11 protein-coding genes, 2 tRNA genes and 3 rRNA genes (1 of these 16 only partly in view) are annotated in these 20,413 nt (G+C 55.9%); 13 read left to right on the top strand and 3 right to left on the bottom strand.

Translation table 11 applies throughout. The features are described 5' to 3' along the window. The 7 genes from L384_RS16310 to birA all read left to right on the top strand — a co-directional run. Positions 1-419: ribosomal RNA gene (locus L384_RS16310) — 16S ribosomal RNA — on the top strand (it extends 1,123 nt beyond the left edge of the window). A gap of 70 nt (positions 420-489) precedes the next feature. Then, positions 490-566: transfer RNA gene (locus L384_RS16315), tRNA-Ile, on the top strand. Between the two features lie 105 nt (positions 567-671). Continuing rightward, positions 672-747: transfer RNA gene (locus L384_RS16320), tRNA-Ala, on the top strand. Between the two features lie 180 nt (positions 748-927). Then, positions 928-3,831: ribosomal RNA gene (locus L384_RS16325) — 23S ribosomal RNA — on the top strand. A 73-nt stretch (positions 3,832-3,904) separates the two neighbouring features. Beyond that, positions 3,905-4,020 (top strand): 5S ribosomal RNA (gene rrf, locus L384_RS16330). Together the 16S, 23S and 5S rRNA genes with 2 tRNA genes alongside form the textbook arrangement of a ribosomal RNA operon. 134 nt (positions 4,021-4,154) lie before the next feature. Further along, a complete protein-coding gene (murB, locus tag L384_RS16335; protein WP_023323862.1) occupies positions 4,155-5,183 on the top strand; it encodes a UDP-N-acetylmuramate dehydrogenase in 1,029 nt (342 codons plus the stop codon). Continuing rightward, positions 5,180-6,142 carry a bifunctional biotin--[acetyl-CoA-carboxylase] ligase/biotin operon repressor BirA gene (birA, locus tag L384_RS16340; protein WP_003861169.1) on the top strand — a complete coding sequence of 321 codons (963 nt, stop codon included), beginning with the start codon at positions 5,180-5,182 and terminating at the stop codon, positions 6,140-6,142. The genes murB and birA overlap by 4 nt, the downstream gene beginning before the upstream one ends. 35 nt (positions 6,143-6,177) lie before the next feature. Here the strand turns inward: birA and bcsG are convergent, their stop codons facing one another. From bcsG to bcsE, 3 genes are read right to left on the bottom strand one after another with little or no spacing between them, the layout of a single operon-like run. Then, complete coding sequence (gene bcsG / locus L384_RS16345; RefSeq protein WP_023315007.1) at positions 6,178-7,857, bottom strand: cellulose biosynthesis protein BcsG; 1,680 nt, start codon at positions 7,855-7,857, stop codon at positions 6,178-6,180. Next, a complete protein-coding gene (gene bcsF / locus L384_RS16350; protein ID WP_003861172.1) occupies positions 7,850-8,044 on the bottom strand; it encodes a cellulose biosynthesis protein BcsF in 195 nt (64 codons plus the stop codon). The genes bcsG and bcsF overlap by 8 nt, the downstream gene beginning before the upstream one ends. Next, a complete protein-coding gene (gene bcsE, locus L384_RS16355; protein ID WP_023323861.1) occupies positions 8,041-9,603 on the bottom strand; it encodes a cellulose biosynthesis c-di-GMP-binding protein BcsE in 1,563 nt (520 codons plus the stop codon). The genes bcsF and bcsE overlap by 4 nt, the downstream gene beginning before the upstream one ends. A gap of 174 nt (positions 9,604-9,777) precedes the next feature. Here bcsE and bcsR point away from each other — a divergent pair, with 174 nt between their 5' ends. The 6 genes from bcsR to bcsC are packed head-to-tail and all read left to right on the top strand — an operon-like array spanning position 9,778 to position 20,353. Next, positions 9,778-9,966, top strand: coding sequence for a cellulose biosynthesis protein BcsR (bcsR, locus tag L384_RS16360; protein WP_003861175.1), 189 nt, complete (start codon positions 9,778-9,780; stop codon positions 9,964-9,966). 11 nt (positions 9,967-9,977) lie between these two features. Continuing rightward, positions 9,978-10,730: a cellulose biosynthesis protein BcsQ gene (gene bcsQ / locus L384_RS16365; RefSeq protein ID WP_003861177.1), complete on the top strand. Its 753-nt coding sequence runs from the start codon at positions 9,978-9,980 to the stop codon at positions 10,728-10,730. Continuing rightward, positions 10,727-13,342 (top strand): UDP-forming cellulose synthase catalytic subunit, encoded by a 2,616-nt coding sequence (gene bcsA / locus L384_RS16370; RefSeq protein WP_023323860.1) that lies wholly within the window; start codon positions 10,727-10,729, stop codon positions 13,340-13,342. Before bcsQ ends, bcsA begins: the two co-directional genes overlap by 4 nt. Positions 13,343-13,352: 10 nt before the next feature. Beyond that, positions 13,353-15,776: a cellulose biosynthesis cyclic di-GMP-binding regulatory protein BcsB gene (bcsB, locus tag L384_RS16375; RefSeq protein ID WP_071787994.1), complete on the top strand. Its 2,424-nt coding sequence runs from the start codon at positions 13,353-13,355 to the stop codon at positions 15,774-15,776. 6 nt (positions 15,777-15,782) lie between these two features. After that, positions 15,783-16,889 carry a cellulose synthase complex periplasmic endoglucanase BcsZ gene (gene bcsZ / locus L384_RS16380; RefSeq protein ID WP_022652013.1) on the top strand — a complete coding sequence of 369 codons (1,107 nt, stop codon included), beginning with the start codon at positions 15,783-15,785 and terminating at the stop codon, positions 16,887-16,889. Next, on the top strand, positions 16,871-20,353 hold the full coding sequence (gene bcsC / locus L384_RS16385) for a cellulose synthase complex outer membrane protein BcsC (protein WP_023323859.1): 3,483 nt from the start codon (positions 16,871-16,873) through the stop codon (positions 20,351-20,353). The genes bcsZ and bcsC overlap by 19 nt, the downstream gene beginning before the upstream one ends. Positions 20,354-20,413 lie beyond the last annotated feature (60 nt).

Genomic DNA, 20,413 nt, shown 5'->3' with positions numbered 1-20,413 from the left:
GTTGCCAGCGGTCCGGCCGGGAACTCAAAGGAGACTGCCAGTGATAAACTGGAGGAAGGTGGGGATGACGTCAAGTCATCATGGCCCTTACGAGTAGGGCTACACACGTGCTACAATGGCGCATACAAAGAGAAGCGACCTCGCGAGAGCAAGCGGACCTCATAAAGTGCGTCGTAGTCCGGATTGGAGTCTGCAACTCGACTCCATGAAGTCGGAATCGCTAGTAATCGTGGATCAGAATGCCACGGTGAATACGTTCCCGGGCCTTGTACACACCGCCCGTCACACCATGGGAGTGGGTTGCAAAAGAAGTAGGTAGCTTAACCTTCGGGAGGGCGCTTACCACTTTGTGATTCATGACTGGGGTGAAGTCGTAACAAGGTAACCGTAGGGGAACCTGCGGTTGGATCACCTCCTTACCTTAAAGAACCTGCCTTTGCAGTGCTCACACAGATTGTCTGATGAAAAACAGCAGTAAAAAACCTCTACAGGCTTGTAGCTCAGGTGGTTAGAGCGCACCCCTGATAAGGGTGAGGTCGGTGGTTCAAGTCCACTCAGGCCTACCAAATTTTTGCTGATGCTGCGTTGCGGCGACACTCACATACCTGAGTATGCTTCGTGTCACCACGCCTTGCCTCAACAAAAATTACCGGTACAGAGGTGACTACGATGGGGCTATAGCTCAGCTGGGAGAGCGCCTGCCTTGCACGCAGGAGGTCTGCGGTTCGATCCCGCATAGCTCCACCATCTTTTACTGCGAACACAAGAAAACTTCAGAGTGAACCTGAAAAGGTGCACTGCGAAGTTTTGCTCTTTAAAAATCTGGATCAAGCTGAAAATTGAAACGACACACAGCTCATGTGTGTTCAAGTCTCTCAAATTTTCGCAAGTCGATGATGAATCGAAAGAAACATCTTCGGGTTGTGAGGTTAAGCGACTAAGCGTACACGGTGGATGCCCTGGCAGTCAGAGGCGATGAAGGACGTGCTAATCTGCGAAAAGCGCCGGCGAGGTGATATGAACCCTTGACCCGGCGATGTCCGAATGGGGAAACCCAGTGTGTTCCGACACACTATCGTTAACTGAATACATAGGTTAACGAGGCGAACCGGGGGAACTGAAACATCTAAGTACCCCGAGGAAAAGAAATCAACCGAGATTCCCCCAGTAGCGGCGAGCGAACGGGGAGCAGCCCGGAGTCTGAATCAGCTTGTGTGTTAGTGGAACGGTCTGGAAAGTCCGACGGTACAGGGTGATAGTCCCGTACACGAAAATGCACATGCTGTGAACTCGAAGAGTAGGGCGGGACACGTGGTATCCTGTCTGAATATGGGGGGACCATCCTCCAAGGCTAAATACTCCTGACTGACCGATAGTGAACCAGTACCGTGAGGGAAAGGCGAAAAGAACCCCGGCGAGGGGAGTGAAAAAGAACCTGAAACCGTGTACGTACAAGCAGTGGGAGCCTCTTTATGGGGTGACTGCGTACCTTTTGTATAATGGGTCAGCGACTTATATTCTGTAGCAAGGTTAACCGTATAGGGGAGCCGAAGGGAAACCGAGTCTTAACTGGGCGTTAAGTTGCAGGGTATAGACCCGAAACCCGGTGATCTAGCCATGGGCAGGTTGAAGGTTGGGTAACACTAACTGGAGGACCGAACCGACTAATGTTGAAAAATTAGCGGATGACCTGTGGCTGGGGGTGAAAGGCCAATCAAACCGGGAGATAGCTGGTTCTCCCCGAAAGCTATTTAGGTAGCGCCTCGTGAACTCATCTTCGGGGGTAGAGCACTGTTTCGGCTAGGGGGCCATCCCGGCTTACCAACCCGATGCAAACTACGAATACCGAAGAATGTTATCACGGGAGACACACGGCGGGTGCTAACGTCCGTCGTGAAGAGGGAAACAACCCAGACCGCCAGCTAAGGTCCCAAAGTCATGGTTAAGTGGGAAACGATGTGGGAAGGCACAGACAGCCAGGATGTTGGCTTAGAAGCAGCCATCATTTAAAGAAAGCGTAATAGCTCACTGGTCGAGTCGGCCTGCGCGGAAGATGTAACGGGGCTAAACCATGCACCGAAGCTGCGGCAGCGACACTATGTGTTGTTGGGTAGGGGAGCGTTCTGTAAGCCGTTGAAGGTGTGCTGTGAGGCATGCTGGAGGTATCAGAAGTGCGAATGCTGACATAAGTAACGATAAAGCGGGTGAAAAGCCCGCTCGCCGGAAGACCAAGGGTTCCTGTCCAACGTTAATCGGGGCAGGGTGAGTCGACCCCTAAGGCGAGGCCGAAAGGCGTAGTCGATGGGAAACAGGTTAATATTCCTGTACTTGGTGTTACTGCGAAGGGGGGACGGAGAAGGCTATGTCAGCCGGGCGACGGTTGTCCCGGTTTAAGCATGTAGGCGGAGGTTCCAGGTAAATCCGGTACCTTTTAACGCTGAGGTGTGATGACGAGGCACTACGGTGCTGAAGTGATAAATGCCCTGCTTCCAGGAAAAGCCTCTAAGCATCAGGTAACACGAAATCGTACCCCAAACCGACACAGGTGGTCAGGTAGAGAATACCAAGGCGCTTGAGAGAACTCGGGTGAAGGAACTAGGCAAAATGGTGCCGTAACTTCGGGAGAAGGCACGCTGATAGGTAGGTGAAGCCCCTGCGGGCGGAGCTGAAATCAGTCGAAGATACCAGCTGGCTGCAACTGTTTATTAAAAACACAGCACTGTGCAAACACGAAAGTGGACGTATACGGTGTGACGCCTGCCCGGTGCCGGAAGGTTAATTGATGGGGTTAGCGGCAACGCGAAGCTCTTGATCGAAGCCCCGGTAAACGGCGGCCGTAACTATAACGGTCCTAAGGTAGCGAAATTCCTTGTCGGGTAAGTTCCGACCTGCACGAATGGCGTAATGATGGCCAGGCTGTCTCCACCCGAGACTCAGTGAAATTGAACTCGCTGTGAAGATGCAGTGTACCCGCGGCAAGACGGAAAGACCCCGTGAACCTTTACTATAGCTTGACACTGAACACTGGTCCTTGATGTGTAGGATAGGTGGGAGGCTTTGAAGCGTGGACGCCAGTCTGCGTGGAGCCGCCCTTGAAATACCACCCTTTAATGGCTGGTGTTCTAACGTAGACCCGTGATCCGGGTTGCGGACAGTGTCTGGTGGGTAGTTTGACTGGGGCGGTCTCCTCCCAAAGAGTAACGGAGGAGCACGAAGGTTGGCTAATCCTGGTCGGACATCAGGAGGTTAGTGCAATGGCATAAGCCAGCTTGACTGCGAGCGTGACGGCGCGAGCAGGTGCGAAAGCAGGTCATAGTGATCCGGTGGTTCTGAATGGAAGGGCCATCGCTCAACGGATAAAAGGTACTCCGGGGATAACAGGCTGATACCGCCCAAGAGTTCATATCGACGGCGGTGTTTGGCACCTCGATGTCGGCTCATCACATCCTGGGGCTGAAGTAGGTCCCAAGGGTATGGCTGTTCGCCATTTAAAGTGGTACGCGAGCTGGGTTTAGAACGTCGTGAGACAGTTCGGTCCCTATCTGCCGTGGGCGCTGGAGAATTGAGGGGGGCTGCTCCTAGTACGAGAGGACCGGAGTGGACGCATCACTGGTGTTCGGGTTGTCATGCCAATGGCACTGCCCGGTAGCTAAATGCGGAAAAGATAAGTGCTGAAAGCATCTAAGCACGAAACTTGCCCCGAGATGAGTTCTCCCTGAGACTTTAAGTCTCCTGAAGGAACGTTGAAGACGACGACGTTGATAGGTCGGGTGTGTAAGCGCAGCGATGCGTTGAGCTAACCGATACTAATGAACCGTGAGGCTTAACCTTACAACGCCGAAGCTGTTTTGGCGAACGAGAGACAGACACGATTTTCAGCCTGATACAGATTAAACAGAATTTGCCTGGCGGCTTTAGCGCGGTGGTCCCACCTGACCCCATGCCGAACTCAGAAGTGAAACGCCGTAGCGCCGATGGTAGTGTGGGGTCTCCCCATGTGAGAGTAGGGAACTGCCAGGCATCAAACAAGTGAAGAGGCCATCCGCAAGGATGGCCTTTTTGCGTTTCTACACCTGCTTCCTTTCCATAAACAAATCACCTATCCCCCCATATATACGGTAAACTATCCCGGTTTTTGCATCAGGATAGCGTCTATGAATCACTCCCTTAAGCCCTGGAATACCTTTGGTATTCAACGGAATGCTAATCAAATTGTACGTGCCGAAAGTGCTCAGCAGTTGCTGAATGCATGGCAAAACGCAACAGGAAACGGTGAACCCGTACTTATTCTGGGCGAAGGAAGTAATGTCCTGTTTCTCGATGATTTTGCGGGGACGGTAATCGTCAATCGCATCATGGGGATTGAGTGTAAAGAGAGCGCTGACAGCTGGCATTTACACGTGGGTGCTGGCGAGAACTGGCACCATCTGGTGCAATATACCCTTGAAAAAGGGATGCCCGGACTGGAAAACCTGGCCCTGATCCCGGGCTGTGCAGGATCATCTCCTATTCAAAACATCGGTGCCTACGGCATCGAACTGAAACACGTCTGCGAATATGTCGATTGCATCGAACTCGCGACCGGAACGGCGAAGCGCCTGACCGCAGAGCAGTGCCGCTTTGGTTATCGCGACAGCATTTTCAAGCACGATTATCAGGATCGTTTCGTCATTGTGGCCGTTGGTCTGCGCCTGGCGAAAGCCTGGAAACCCGTTCTGACTTACGGCGATCTGACCCGTCTTGACCCGGCTACCGTCACACCGCGTGAGGTATTTGATTCCGTATGCCACATGCGCATGACCAAGCTTCCGGACCCGAAAGTCAACGGAAATGCGGGCAGTTTCTTCAAAAACCCGGTGATCAGCAGCGAAAATGCAAAAGCATTTCTCGCTGGCTGGCCAACGGCCCCGCATTATCCTCAGGCGGATGGCAGCGTGAAGCTGGCCGCAGGCTGGCTTATCGATCAGTGTGAATTAAAAGGTACTACTCTTGGTGGCGCTGCTGTTCATCGTCAGCAGGCGCTGGTACTGATCAACCAGTCCAACGCGACAAGTGAGGATGTCGTCAACCTGGCGCACCATGTTCGTCAGCGCGTGGGCGAAAAATTCAACGTCTGGCTGGAGCCTGAAGTTCGCTTTATTGGCCGAACGGGCGAAGTGAATGCCGTGGAGACCATTGCGTGAAGGACAATACTATTCCGTTAACTCTCATCGGTATCCTTGCTGATGGCGAGTTTCATTCTGGCGAGCAGCTGGGCGAACAGCTGGGCATGAGCCGCGCTGCCATCAATAAACATATTCAAACGCTCCGCGACTGGGGCGTGGATGTGTTTACGGTGCCGGGAAAAGGCTACAGCCTGCCGGAACCGATCCAGTTACTGAATGAAGAGATCATCCGCAGCCAGATTGGGCACGGTAACGTCGCGGTATTGCCGGTCATTGATTCGACGAACCAGTATCTGCTGGATCGCCTGAGCGAGCTGAAATCCGGTGATGCCTGCGTTGCCGAGTACCAACAGGCAGGACGTGGCCGCCGGGGGCGTAAGTGGTTCTCACCATTTGGCGCCAACCTCTACCTTTCCATGTACTGGAGGCTTGAACAGGGGCCAGCTGCGGCCATCGGGCTGAGCCTGGTCATCGGCATTGTGATGGCAGAGGTGCTGCACGATCTGGGTGCCGATCAGGTGCGGGTAAAATGGCCCAACGATCTGTATCTCAACGATCGGAAGCTGGCGGGGATCCTGGTCGAACTGACGGGAAAAACAGGCGATGCCGCACAGATCGTTATTGGAGCGGGGCTGAACATGGTGATGCGAAACGTGCAGAACGATGTCGTGAACCAGGCCTGGACCAACCTACAGGAAGCGGGGATCACCATCGATCGCAATACGCTTGCCGTCCGCATGATCAATGAGTTGCGTAGTTCGCTGACGCTCTTTGAACAGGAGGGGTTAGCGCCATTCCTGTCCCGCTGGGAAAAGCTGGATAACTTTATTAACCGACCGGTGAAGCTGCTGATTGGGGATAAAGAGATTTACGGCACATCACGCGGCATTGACGCGCAGGGTGCGTTGCTTCTTGAACAGGATGGTGTGATTAAGCCCTGGGTGGGCGGTGAAATTTCGTTACGAAGTGCAGAGTAACCCTCTCCCCACAGGGGAGAGGGTGTAGCAGCTCATCACTGCGGATACGGCACCCAATCCCCGGCATTCAGTCGGACATAAGGCTTATTCTGATACTGGATCACCACCGCATTGGCGTTTTCCGATACCTCCGCCGTCTGCGGCAGCCCGCTGGTGAGCTGATCCCAGTTCACGCTATCTTCCACAAACAGCTTACCGTCTACTGCGCGAGCGACCAGTTCCGAGATAGCCAGATAGCTGCTTGGCTGGGTGATCTCAACTGGCGCTCCCTGATGCGGCGCCTTCATGCCAAAGAACTTAATCCCGGCCGGAACGTTAGTGATGGACGGGCTTGGGATATCGCGCAGACCAGACACCTGCATCCTGTCGCCTTTCAGCGCTCCCCCATGTTCCGGTACTACCACCACCATCACTTTGCGGCCTGATTTTTCCAGCTCGTTGAAGAACGCGTTCAGCTCGTCAAAGAACTTCTGCGCACGGGCCTTATAATCGGCCGTTTTACTCACGCCGGGATAATGGTTCCCGTCGTGCAGCGGCAGCGTGTTATAGAACGTCGCACTACGTGTCCCTTCCTCTTTGCCGACGGTATCTAACCAGCGCTGAAGCACGGCGGTATCGTCATACACCGGCGAGCCATCAAAGCCCAGCAACGTGACCGGCAGCCCTTTCTGGTCCATCAGCGGGGCCTGCATGCCACCCTGTTCACGTACTTCTTTCAGGAAGTTACCGAACTGACCGTTATGACCCATCATCAGGTGCTGGGTAAAGCCCAGTTTTGCCAGGTTATCAAACAGATAACACTGGTTAGCTGCCGGCTGGTAGAGGTTCTTATGCGAAGGCTGTCCGCAGCTGGCGCGCAGCAGGCGGATAGCCGCCGGGCCGCTGTACGACGTGGCCGAGTTGAAGTCCTTGAACTGAATATCGAAATGCGACCACAGCGGGTGCGACATCAAACCAGCCGCGTCAACGTCAGCCCAGGACAGAGAACAGATGTTAATGACCAGCAGCTCAAACGGCTGAGCATCGGCAGGCAGCGCGTCCGGGAATTTCGTCTGACGCTTATCTTCCGCAGCGTAAAAACTGGAGAGCCACGCGTTCAGGTTCGTGGATGTCGGCGGTGCAGTCTGCGCTGGAATATCCCCAACCACAGGCGTATCCCCTGCTGTCGCGACGGTCGCGGCGGCGGAACCGCCCGTGGTGGTCACGGTTGTCGTCGGCTGACCGGCTGGCCACAGCGAGAAGCTCGGGCCCGTCAGCGTCAGGACGTTAAGCCAGATCATAATCGCGACGACAAACACCGTCACCCGGATCCACTGAGACAGGAACAGCCAGGCGACCAGCAGGACAAATACCGCGCCAATCATCTGCCAGTTAATAAAGCGCTCAACCAGATCGAGCATATAGTCCGCACTGAAACCTGCGACCTGGGAGCCCTGGCTCATGATGCTTTCAGGGCCGGGCAGCCAGGTATCATGCCAGAACAGGGCGAAACCGATGGGGATAGCGACCCAGTGACGTATACGGTGCAGCCTGAGGTTCGGGATTGGCATCAGCAGGAATGCCATAAACACCAGGTTAAGCAGAGGGTGGAAATTAAGATAGCCTGCCCACAGCAGACCAAACTTCACCAGAAAGTAGAAATTCCAGCCGGACAGGCCGCGCCAGTATTGCCAGAGTGGCGATGGCGCCGAAGAGGTATAGGTAGAATTAGTCATGTTTTCGGTTTGCCTTGACGTTCGGAGCGCGACTCAGTGTTCCGGCGGGTTTAATATAGCGAGGTTTGACGAACAGTAATCTGACCGTATCGCGAATACGGCGCAGGGAATGGCGTGCATAGTAGCCAAGCGGCAAAAAAATCAGCGCGCACAGAACAACCAGTTGGATGATATCGCTGATATTCATAATGGCGCGCTCTCCTTGTTCTCATCCAGTAAGCGTAGCGGCTCAGGTACCCGACGCCAGACATGCCCGTCATGTTTCGCGTTCAGAACCGGTTTGGCACCGCTTGTCACAGGCAACGGTTTCGCCCACTTTTCAGGAGCCAGGGCACGCATCTGGACAAGCTCAGCGCTGATCAAATTATCTTCAAACCAGACCATGCGGTTCGAGAAGATATCCCCGGTAGGAAGCGGGAAGATATGGTTAAGCGCCGTATCCAGATCGTTCACCCGGCAGAAGGAGAGGAACAGCACCAGGCGGTTATCGCCAATGGTCATGATATCCCCGATACGGTTAGGGCGGCACAGAGTAAGCGCCTGCTCAACGCGAATACCCGGCACGGGGCGCAGGGCAACCATCACCCCTTTTCCGTCTGCCGGTAACAGCGTATTGCTCATCATGTTGCCCACCGCATCGCAGAAGGTGTCCCATTTCTGGTAGCCGCGCAGTTTCATCGGCTGCGTCATTGAAAGCAGGGTGCTGATATCTTCCGGAACATGTCGATTAAACTGCTGGCCCTGGATGCTTTCGATTAGCGTCAGACAGCGCGACAGGGGAGCATTCCACGGGATGACCATATTCGCGCCGCAGCCCAGTAATAAGCGCTCATCGGTGGCGCGCAGGCTGGTATTATTTTCACGCACCACAATTTTTAACGCGCTGCCGCGCTGGCGACGTAATGTGTGAATGTGCCTTGCAAGCGTTTCTATTTGGTTATTCTGGATCAACGAGAAAATAATGGTCGCCGCCTGCGTGGTGCGCGCCTCATCAAATAAGGCTTCATTGGTATCGAACAGTGACCAGTGCTCAGACAGTGCAGGCGCACCTTCCAGTACCGCAATATGGCTCAGAACGCGTTTTTCATCACTGCGTGGCTGAACTACCGTCTCTTCCTGTTGAGCAAGATGCCACTCATCCCCGACATGTTTGAGGGTAAGTTGTTGTCGGGAGCTTACCCCTTTTTCATTGCACCAGAAAGCCACGTCGTAAAGATGGCTGTCGGTCTGGACACGAATACTGGCCAGGCCATAGAGAGAACGGTATTCACTCATTAAAAGTGAAAAAAGCTTGTCATTATTACTGCCTGGGTTAACAACCAATAAGGTGCAATTTTGATTTTTTGCCCATCTGTTGATTCTTTCCAGCCATTTCAGCAGTTTTTCAGAGGGGATATTTTGCAGGCCGTTATTAGAGCATTTTAGAATCAGTAAATAGTGTTCAGGAACAATAGAACACTGAATATCGCGGGGTAAAAAGTATAGACTGTCAGCCTCCGCAGGCATGGAAAATAATCGTACTGTCTGGGGTCCACGGTTACTGTCGAGCCTGATGATTGACTTCGGCTCTTCGCCCATCGTAATTATGGCCACGCGGGAATCCTTCCCCTGCGCCGCTATCGTCTGGTTTACCAGACTGATGGCATCTTCATTACGATCCGTATTAACCCACCAGACTCCTCCGACTGGCATGTGGCGCAATTCGTCCCATAATGACTGGATGCCAATAGAAAATATGGAGTCCACGGTGTCCCTCTTTTCGTCGAATTTCTATGTCTCTCAGTTTACTAGCGAAAGCGTAGAAATAAACCTAACATTGAAATTAAAGAACATCAGATTTAGCATGTAAATGAAATTTAGTGGGCAGGACGCCTCGCTGCATCTGAATCTTATGATTTTACTCAAAGGGATGAAAAAAGAATGCAAAATAACGAACCCGCAACCCCAGTCGACTCAAGTCTGGGTTACACATTCCAGAACGATTTTTTGGCACTCACGCAGGCTTTTTCTTTGCCTGAAATAGATTACACCGATATTTCCCAGCGGGAACAGTTGGCGGCGGCTATTAAACGTTGGCCGTTATTAGCTGAGTTTGCCCAACAACAATAAGGAAGCCATTGATGGCTGTACTAGGATTACAGGGCGTCCGTGGTGGGGTGGGTACAACTTCCGTTACCGCGGCGCTGGCGTGGTCATTGCAGGTATTAGGTGAATCGGTACTGGTCATTGATGCCTGTTCCGATAATTTGCTGCGCATGTCATTCAATGTCGACTTTACGCATGCAAACGGCTGGGGACGTGCGCTTCTGGACGATAAAGACTGGCGGGATGCGGGTTTGCGTTATACCTCCCAGCTCGATTTGCTTCCCTTTGGTCAATTGACCGAAACCGAGCGCGGGAATGAAGCCGCGTACCAGCGCCTGTTCTCTCGCTTCATCACCGCATTGCAGAGCCTGAAAGAGAGCGGGCACTACCAGTGGATCCTGCTGGACCTGCCGCACGGTGCCGCGTCGTTGACCCGCCAGCTGCTGGCGCAGTGCGACCATGTGCTCTCCATCGCGAACGTAGATGCGAATTGTCATATCCGTCTGCATCAGCAGCCGATGCCTGCCAATGCCCATATTCTGATCAACGATCTGCGCATTGGCAGCCAGATCCAGGACGATCTCTACCAGGTCTGGCTCCAGAGTCAGCGCCGCCTGTTGCCGATGGTGATCCATCGTGACGAAGCGATGGCGGAGTGCCTCGCGTCCAAACAACCCCTCGGGGAGTACCGTAGCGATTCACTGGCGGCGGAAGAGATCCTGACGCTGGCCAACTGGTGTCTGCTGCACTTTGCTAAACGGCCGGAGCCTGCCGGGAGTTCAGTATGAGCCGCCTGACTAACTGGCTGCTCATTCCGCCGGTCAGTTCGCGCTTAAGTGAACGCTACCGCCATTACCGTCATCACGGCGCCTCGTCGCTGAGCGCAGCGCTGGGCTGTTTGTGGATGATTCTGGCGTGGATGTTCATCCCCCTCGAGCATCCCCGCTGGCAACGCATTCGCGCGCGCTACGGTGAACTCTATCCGCATATCAACCCTGACAAGCCGCGTCCGCTGGATCCCGCGCGCTACGCTATTCAGTCCATCTGGCTACTGACGACCTCAACGGGCGCGGAGAAAAAAACGTCCCGCTGGCGCAGCTTCGATCGTGTGCAGAACCTGCGTGAACACTACCACCAGTGGCTTGACCGGCTACCCGACCGGGTGGGCGACAAAACGGGTCATTTAGATAACCAAAAAGAGCTCGGGCACCTACACCCGGGCTTGCGGCGTTTTATTCTCGGCGTGGTTGTGGTGTTCTCGCTGATTCTTGCGCTGGTCTGTATTACCCAGCCCTTCAACCCGCTGGCGCAGTTCACCTTCCTGATCCTGCTGTGGGGCGTGGCGCTGCTGGTGCGGCGCATACCAGGGCGTTTTTCTGCCCTGATGCTGATTGTGCTATCGCTGACCGTTTCCTGCCGCTACATCTGGTGGCGATATACCTCAACGCTGAACTGGGACGATCCGGTCAGCCTGGTGTGCGGCTTAGTCCTGCTGTTTGCTGAGACTTACGCCTGGATCGTGCTGGTGCTGGGTTACTTCCAGGTTATCTGGCCGCTGAATCGACAGCCGGTGCCGCTGCCAAAAGACACGACCCAGTGGCCTACGGTGGACCTCTTCGTGCCGACCTACAACGAAGACCTGTCGGTGGTAAAAAACACCATTTACGCCGCGCTGGGTATCGACTGGCCGAAGGATAAAATCAAAATCTGGATCCTCGATGACGGTGGCCGCGCCGAGTTCCGCCAGTTCGCGGACGAAGTGGGGGTAGAGTACATCGCCCGTACCACGCATGAACACGCGAAAGCCGGTAACATCAACAATGCGCTGAAATATGCCAAAGGGGAGTTCGTCTCTATTTTCGACTGCGACCACGTGCCAACGCGCTCGTTCCTGCAAATGACCATGGGCTGGTTCCTGAAGGAGAAAGAGCTTGCGATGATGCAGACGCCGCACCACTTCTTCTCACCGGACCCGTTTGAACGTAACCTCGGTCGTTTTCGTAAAACCCCGAACGAGGGCACGCTGTTCTATGGCCTGGTGCAGGACGGGAACGACATGTGGGACGCCACGTTCTTCTGCGGCTCCTGTGCGGTGATCCGCCGGAAACCGCTGGATGAAATTGGCGGGATCGCCGTCGAGACGGTCACGGAAGATGCGCACACCTCGCTGCGTCTGCACCGTCTTGGCTATACCTCGGCCTACATGCGTATTCCTCAGGCGGCGGGGTTGGCCACGGAATCCCTGTCGGCGCACATCGGCCAGCGTATTCGCTGGGCCCGCGGCATGGTGCAAATTTTCAGGCTCGATAACCCGCTGATGGGTAAAGGGCTGAAGCTGGCGCAACGGCTGTGCTACGTCAACGCCATGTTCCACTTCCTGTCGGGTATTCCACGGCTTATCTTTCTCACAGCGCCGCTGGCGTTCCTGCTCCTTCACGCTTACATCATCTATGCGCCTGCGCTGATGATTGCCCTGTTCGTTCTGCCGCACATGATCCACGCCAGCCTGACGAACTCGAAGATTCAGGGGAAATATCGGCACTCCTTCTGGAGTGAAATTTACGAAACGGTGCTGGCCTGGTACATCGCGCCGCCAACCATGGTGGCGCTGATTAACCCGCATAAAGGGAAATTCAACGTCACCGCGAAGGGCGGGCTGGTGGAAGAGGAGTATGTCGACTGGGTGATCTCCCGGCCCTATATCTTCCTGGTGCTGCTGAATATTGTGGGCGTGATTGTTGGGATCTGGCGCTACTTCTACGGCCCGGAAAACGAAATTCTGACGGTCTTCGTGAGTATGGCGTGGGTGTTTTATAACCTGATTATCCTCGGTGGCGCGGTGGCGGTATCGGTGGAGAGCAAACAGGTTCGCCGCGCGCATCGCGTCGAAATAAGCATGCCAGCGGCCATTGCCCGCGACGATGGACATCTCTTCTCCTGTACCGTACATGACTTTTCGGATGGCGGTCTGGGTATCAAGATCAACGGTCAGGCGAAGGTGCTGGAGGGGCAGAAGGTCAACCTACTGCTTAAGCGCGGCCAGCAGGAGTATGTCTTCCCGACGCAGGTGGTGCGTGTGAGAGGAAATGAAGTGGGTCTGCAACTGATGCCGCTGACCAAAAAACAACACATTGATTTTGTGCAGTGTACGTTTGCCCGCGCGGATACGTGGGCTCTCTGGCAGGACAGCTTCCCTGAGGATAAGCCTCTGGAAAGCCTGCTGGATATTCTTAAGCTGGGGTTCCGTGGCTATCGTCACCTTGCAGAATTTGCCCCGTCGTCGGTGAAATTAATTTTCCGGTCACTTACTTCACTGGTTTCCTGGGTCGTGTCGTTCATTCCGCGTCGACCTGAGCGAGATGAAGCGAAGCAGGCGGACCCGGTTATGGCTCAACAATGATGATAACGCGATGAAAACAAAACTTTCCTGGTTATGTGCAGTGGCAATGGGGATGAGTGCGCTCCCTGCAACAGTGGCTAACGCGGCGCCTGATAACGCAGCGACCACGCCCGCGCCAACGGTGCCTGTCGTCGCGCAAGCGACCGATCCGGTTGTGACGGCCGCGCCGGGGCAGACGGAGAACGTTGTCCCGAATCAGCCGACGACGGGGAATACGCTGCCCGGCGACAACCCGGTGGTTGGGCAGGTCATGCCTGGCGTGCCGGGAGCCAGTGCGCCGGTGGTTGCCGAAAATACGCCGTCGCGTGACGTTAAGCTGACGTTTGCCCAGATCGCGCCTCCTCCGGGCAGTATGGTTCTGCGCGGCATCAACCCAAATGGCGGTATCGAATTCGGTATGCGCAGTGATGAAGTCGTGTCGAAAGCGGTGCTCAACCTGGAATACACCCCATCGCCGTCGCTGCTGCCGGTGCAGTCCCAGCTTAAGGTCTATCTGAATGACGAGCTAATGGACGTCCTGCCCGTCACCAAAGAGCAACTGGGTAAGAAAACCCTGGCTCAGGTGCCGATTAACCCGCTGTTTATCACCGACTTTAACCGCGTGCGTCTGGAGTTTGTCGGCCACTACCGCGATGTCTGTGAAAACCCGGCCAGCAGCACCCTGTGGCTGGATGTCGGGCGTAACTCTTCGCTTCAGATGACCTATCAGCCGCTGGCGTTGAAAAACGATCTCTCCGCCTTCCCGGTGCCGTTCTTCGACCCGCGTGATAACCGTCCGCTGAACCTGCCGATGGTCTTTGCCGGCTCGCCGGATGTGACCGAACAGCTGGCGGCCTCTATCGTGGCATCCTGGTTTGGTTCCCGCTCCGGCTGGCGTGGTCAAAGTTTCCCGGTCATGTACGACAAAATGCCGGACAAAAACGCGATTGTGTTTGCCACCAACGCCAAACGCCCGGCATTCCTGCGTGACCATCCGGAGGTGAAAGCACCCACCATCGAGATGATCAGCCATCCGGACAATCCGTACGTGAAGCTGCTGGTGATCTTCGGCCGTGATGACAAAGATCTGGTGCAGGCGGCGAAGGGCATTGCGCAGGGAAATATCCTGTTCCGCGGTAACAGCGTTGTGGTGGATGAGGTGAAACCGCTGCTGGCGCGTAAGCCTTATGATGCGCCGAACTGGGTACGTACCGACCGGGCAATCACCTTTGGCGAGCTGAAAACCTATGAAGAGCAATTGCAGTCAACCGGGCTTGAACCTTCTCCTGTCAGCCTGTCGCTGAACCTGCCGCCGGATCTCTATCTGCTGCGCACCAACGGCATTGATATCAACCTGAACTACCGTTACACCGCGCCGGCAACCAAAGATAGCTCGCGCATGGATATCAGCCTCAACAACCAGTTCCTGCAATCGTTCAGCCTGACCAGCAGCCAGGAGACAAACCGGTTGATGCTTCGTCTGCCTGTATTGCAGGGGCTGCTGGACGGCAAAACCGATGTGTCGATCCCGGCGCTGAAGCTCGGTGCGGTGAACCAGCTGCGGTTTAACTTCCAGTATATGAACCCCATGCCGGGTGGATCGGTAGAAAACTGTATTACCTTCCAGCCGGTGCAAAACCACGTGGTGATTGGCGATGATTCCACGATCGACTTCTCGAAGTATTACCACTTTATCGCGATGCCGGATCTGCGTGCCTTTGCTAACGCCAGCTTCCCGTTCAGCCGCATGGCTGATCTCTCTGAATCGATTGTCGTGATGCCAAAAGCGGCCAACGAAGGTCAGGTTGCCACGCTGCTGGACACCATGGGCACCGTTGGGGCGCAAACCGGCTTGCCGGCTATCAACGTGACGGTGACGGATGACGGTAGTCAGATCCAGAACAAAGATGCCGATATCATGGTCATCGGCAACATTCCGGACAAGCTGAAAGACGAGAAGCGCGTCGATCTGCTGGTGCAGGCGGCTCAGTCATGGGTCAACACGCCGCTGCGTCAGACCGAGTTCCCGAGCATCATGCCGGACAGCGGCGATCGTCAGGCCAATATCAGGACGACCGTAAGTTCAACGGGTCCGATGGCCGCGATTGTCGGCTTCCAGTCGCCGTATAACGACCAGCGCAGCGTTATCGCCCTGCTGGCGGACAGCCCACGCGGCTATGAGCTGCTCAACACGGCCATGAACGACAGCGGTAAACGGGCAGCAATGTTCGGTTCCGTCTCGGTGATCCGTGAGTCGGGGGTAAACAGCCTGCGCGTGGGGGATGTCTACTACGTCGGTCATCTGCCGTGGTTCGAACGCCTGTGGTACGCCCTGTCTAACCACCCGGTGCTGCTGGCCGTGCTGGCTGCGCTCAGCGTCGTATTGCTGGCATGGGTACTGTGGCGTCTGCTGCGAATCATCAGCCGTCGTCGTCTTAACCCGGACCATGAGTAAGCGGTGATGAAAATCTTTCGCGGGTGTGTAGTCGCAGCGTTGATGCTGACGGCGGCGAATCTTCACGCCGCCTGTCGCTGGCCTGCCTGGGAGACGTTCAAGCAGGATTATATGAGCGAAAGTGGGCGGGTCATTGATCCCAGTGACGCGCGCAAAATCACCACCTCCGAAGGGCAAAGCTACGGGCTGTTCTTTGCCCTCGCGGCAAACGATCGCAAGGCGTTCGATCTGCTGCTGGCATGGACGCGCGATAACCTTGCCGAGGGAGATTTAGCCCAACATCTCCCGGCCTGGCTGTGGGGAAAAAAGGACGACGAAACCTGGGCGGTTATCGACCCTAACTCCGCGTCTGATGCCGATATCTGGATTGCCTGGTCGCTGCTTGAAGCCGGGCGGCTGTGGAAAAATCCCGATTACACGCGCACGGGTAAGGCGCTGTTGACGCGCATTGCCAGTGAGGAAGTGGTGAAGGTGCCGGGGCTGGGTTCTATGCTGCTGCCGGGTAAAGTCGGTTTTGCCGAAGAGAGTGTCTGGCGCTTCAACCCCAGCTACCTGCCGCCGCAGCTTGCGAGCTATTTCACCCGTTTTGGCGCGCCGTGGACGACGCTCCGTGAAACTAACCTGCGTCTGCTGCTGGAGACCGCGCCTAAAGGATTTTCCCCGAACTGGGTGAAATACCAGAAAAAGGGCGGCTGGCAGCTGTCGCAGGATGCATCCCTGATCGGCAGCTACGATGCGATTCGCGTCTATCTGTGGGTAGGGATGATGAACGATAACGATCCGCAGAAAGCCCGGCTACTGGCGCGTTTCAAGCCCATGGCGACCACCACGATCAAACAAGGCTTGCCGCCGGAGAAAGTGGATGTAGCAACCGGGAAACGCACCGGAGATGGGCCGGTAGGGTTTTCTGCCTCTCTCCTTCCGTTTTTACAAAACCGGGACGCGCAGGCGGTGCAACGCCAGCACGTCGCCGATCGTTTTCCCGATAACAATGCTTATTACAGCTACGTTCTGACCCTCTTTGGACAAGGGTGGGATCAGCATCGTTTTCGTTTCACCGTGCAAGGTGAATTACTACCGGATTGGGGCCAGGAATGCGCACGTTCACACTGAATCTACTCACCTTATCGCTTGGCCTGGCGCTAATGCCCCTGGCCCAGGCCGCCAACTCCCCGCAGCAGAGACAGCTGCTGGAACAGGTCCGTCTGGGGGAATCCACCCAGCGTGAGGATTTAGTGCGCCAGTCGCTCTATCGCCTTGAGCTGATCGACCCCAACAACCCGGACGTGATTGCCGCGCGCTTCCGCTACCTGTTACGACAGGGCGATACGGCGGGCGCGCAAAAAGAGCTGGATCGCCTGAAAGGAATGGCACCCGATTCCAGTGCCTACCAGTCCTCCCGTACTACCATGCTGCTCTCCACGCCGGATGGTCGCCAGGCCCTCCAGCAGGCTCGCCTGCTTGCCACCACCGGGCACACGCAGGAAGCCATTGCTGCGTATGACAAACTGTTTGACGGTAAGCCGCCCAGCGGCGACATCGCGACGGAGTACTGGAACGTGGTGGCGAAAGAGCCAGCCCGCCGCAACCTGGCCATTAATCAGCTTAAGAAAATAAACGCCAGCAGTCCGGGCAACGTCCCGCTACAGTCCTCGCTGGCACAGCTTCTGTTCCAGAGCGGACGGCGTGATGAAGGGTTCGCGGTGTTGCAGGAGATGGCCAAATCGAATAATGGCCGCAGTCAGGCGTCGGACATGTGGTACCAGCAGATCAAAGATCAGCCGGTCAGCAGCGCCAGCGTCACCGCGCTGCAACAATACCTGAGCGTATTCAGCGATGGCGATAACGTGACGGCGGCGCGCACCCAGCTTGAAGCACAGCAAAAACAGCTCGCCGATCCGGCGTTCCGCGCCAAAGCCGAAGGGTTAGCCGCAGTGGATGCCGGGCAGGGCAGTAAAGCGGTAACGGAGTTGCAAAAAGCAGTCAGCGCCAACCACGCTGACAGTGAAGCTGTAGGCGCGCTGGGGCAGGCCTATTCTCAGAAAGGCGATCGCGCGCGTGCGGTTGCGCAGTTTGAAAAGGCGATCGCCCTCGATCCGCAGAGCGATAACCGGGGCAAATGGGACAGCCTGCTGAAGGTCAACCGATACTGGCTGCTGATCCAGCAGGGGGATAACGCCCTGAAAGCCAATAATACGACCCAGGCCGAACGCTATTACCAGCAGGCGCGCAATATCGACAATACTGACAGCTACGCGGTTCTGGGGCTCGGTGATGCGGCGGCGGCGCGCAAAGATAACGACGCGGCCGAGCGCTATTACCGCCAGGCGTTGCGGATGGACAGCGGCAACAGCAACGCGGTGCGCGGTCTCGCCAATATTTATCGCGCGCAGTCTCCGGAGAAGGCGACGCAGTTTATTCAGTCGCTCTCTGCCAGCCAGCGCCGCAGCATTGATGATATTGAACGTAGCCTGACGAACGAGCAGCTGTCAGCCCAGGCTGAACAGCTGGAAAGCGAGGGGAAATATGCGCAGGCCGCAGAAATTCAGCGCCGACGCCTTGCGCTTTCCCCGGGCGACGTGTGGATCACCTACCGACTGTCACGCGATCTGTATAGCGCGGGTCAGCGCAGCCAGGCGGATAACCTGATGCGTCAGCTGGCAAGTCAGAAACCGGGCGATCCGGATCAAGTTTACGCCAGCGGGCTGTACCTGTCCGGTAACGATCAGGACCGGGCGGCGCTGGCGCATCTGAACACGCTGCCGCGCGACAAGTGGAACGGCAACATTCAGGCGCTGGCGGACCGCCTGCAAAGTAACCAGGTGCTGGAAACCGCCAACCGCCTGCGCGACAGTGGAAAAGAGCAGGAGGCGGAAACGTTGCTTCGCCAGCAGCCTCCGTCCACCCGTATCGACCTGACGCTGGCTGACTGGGCTGAACAGCGGGGCGATCATGAGGCCGCGAAAACCGCCTACAACACTATTCTGCAACGCGAACCGCAGAACGAAGACGCGATCCTCGGCCTGACCGAGGTCTATCTTGCCCAAGGCAACAAGGACGCGGCGCGCGCGGCGCTGGCGAAACTGCCCGCGGCACAGAACGGCGAACCGCTCTCCATCAATATGCAGCGCCGGCTTGCCATGGCGCAGGCCGGACTGGGTGATCCTGCCGCGGCAGAAAAGACCTTCAACGCCATTCTTCCGCAGGCCAAATCGCAGCCGCCTTCGATGGAAAGTGCGCTGGTGATGCGCGATGCCGCCCGTTTTCAGGCACAAAATGGTCAGCCTCAGCAGGCGCTGGACACCTGGAAAGATGCGATGGTCTCATCGGGCATCACAACGACCCGTCCGACCGATAACGACAGCTTTACGCGACTCACGCGTAACGATGAGAAAGATGACTGGCTGAAGCGCGGCGTGCGCAGCGATGCAGGCGATCTTTATCGTCAGCAGGATCTGAACGTCACGCTGCAACACGACTACTGGGGCTCCAGCGGCACGGGAGGCTATTCCGACCTGAAAGCGCACACCACCATGCTCCAGGTTGATGCGCCGCTGTCGGATGGACGTATGTTCTTCCGTAGCGATCTGGTCAATATGAACGCCGGTTCCTTTGACACCGATAACGGAACTTACGATCCGACATGGGGTACCTGTGCCGAAACGCCATGTCACGGCAGCACGAACCAGTCGGCCAACGGCGCCAGCGTGGCCGTCGGCTGGCAGAACAAAACCTGGGCGTGGGATATCGGTACAACGCCGATGGGCTTCGACGTGGTCGATGTGGTGGGCAGCCTGAGCTACAGCAACGATTTAGGGCCGATTGGCTACACCCTGAACGCCCATCGCCGTCCGATTTCCAGCTCGGTGCTGGCCTTCGCCGGGCAAAAAGATCCCAATACCGACACCACCTGGGGCGGCGTGCGTGCCACCGGTGGCGGCGTGAGCATGAGCTACGACAAAGGCGAAGCTAACGGTATCTGGTCAAGCCTGAGTGCCGACAGCCTCACCGGGAAGAATGTCGAAGATAACTGGCGCGTCCGCTGGATGACCGGCTATTACTACAAGCTCATCAATCAGAACAACGAACGCCTGACGGTGGGCGTGTCCAACATGCTCTGGCATTACGATAAGGATTTAAGTGGCTATTCGCTGGGCCAGGGCGGTTACTACAGTCCCCAGGAGTATGTGTCGTTCGCCTTACCGGTGAACTGGCGTAAACGCACAGAGAACTGGTCATGGGAGCTGGGCGGCTCCGTCTCCTGGTCTCATTCAAAAACAAAAGATGTGATGCGTTATCCGTTACAGGGGCTGATCCCGGACAATGAGCCAGGCCGTTATACCGATAAAGGTGTGATGGAAACCGGAACTAGCTCGTCAGGCACGGGTTATACCGCAAGGGCGATTGTTGAACGCCGCGTGACGTCCAACTGGTTTGTCGGTCTGGGCGTCGATATTCAGGAAGCAAAAGACTATACCCCGAGCCATGCGCTGCTCTACGTTCGGTATTCTGCCGCGGGCTGGCAGGGTGATATGGACTTACCACCGGAACCGCTGGTGCCTTATGCAGACTGGTGATCGGATTTTTACTTAATCTAATTGTAAGTCTCTCTTAAAAGTGCAGCTATCGGGTATACT

This window comes from Enterobacter sp. MGH 38 (assembly GCF_000492855.1).
GTDB lineage: Bacteria > Pseudomonadota > Gammaproteobacteria > Enterobacterales > Enterobacteriaceae > Enterobacter > Enterobacter hormaechei_C.
The sequence above is the reverse complement of the archived record's forward strand: the minus strand, read 5'-3'. Positions and strand labels throughout refer to the sequence as shown.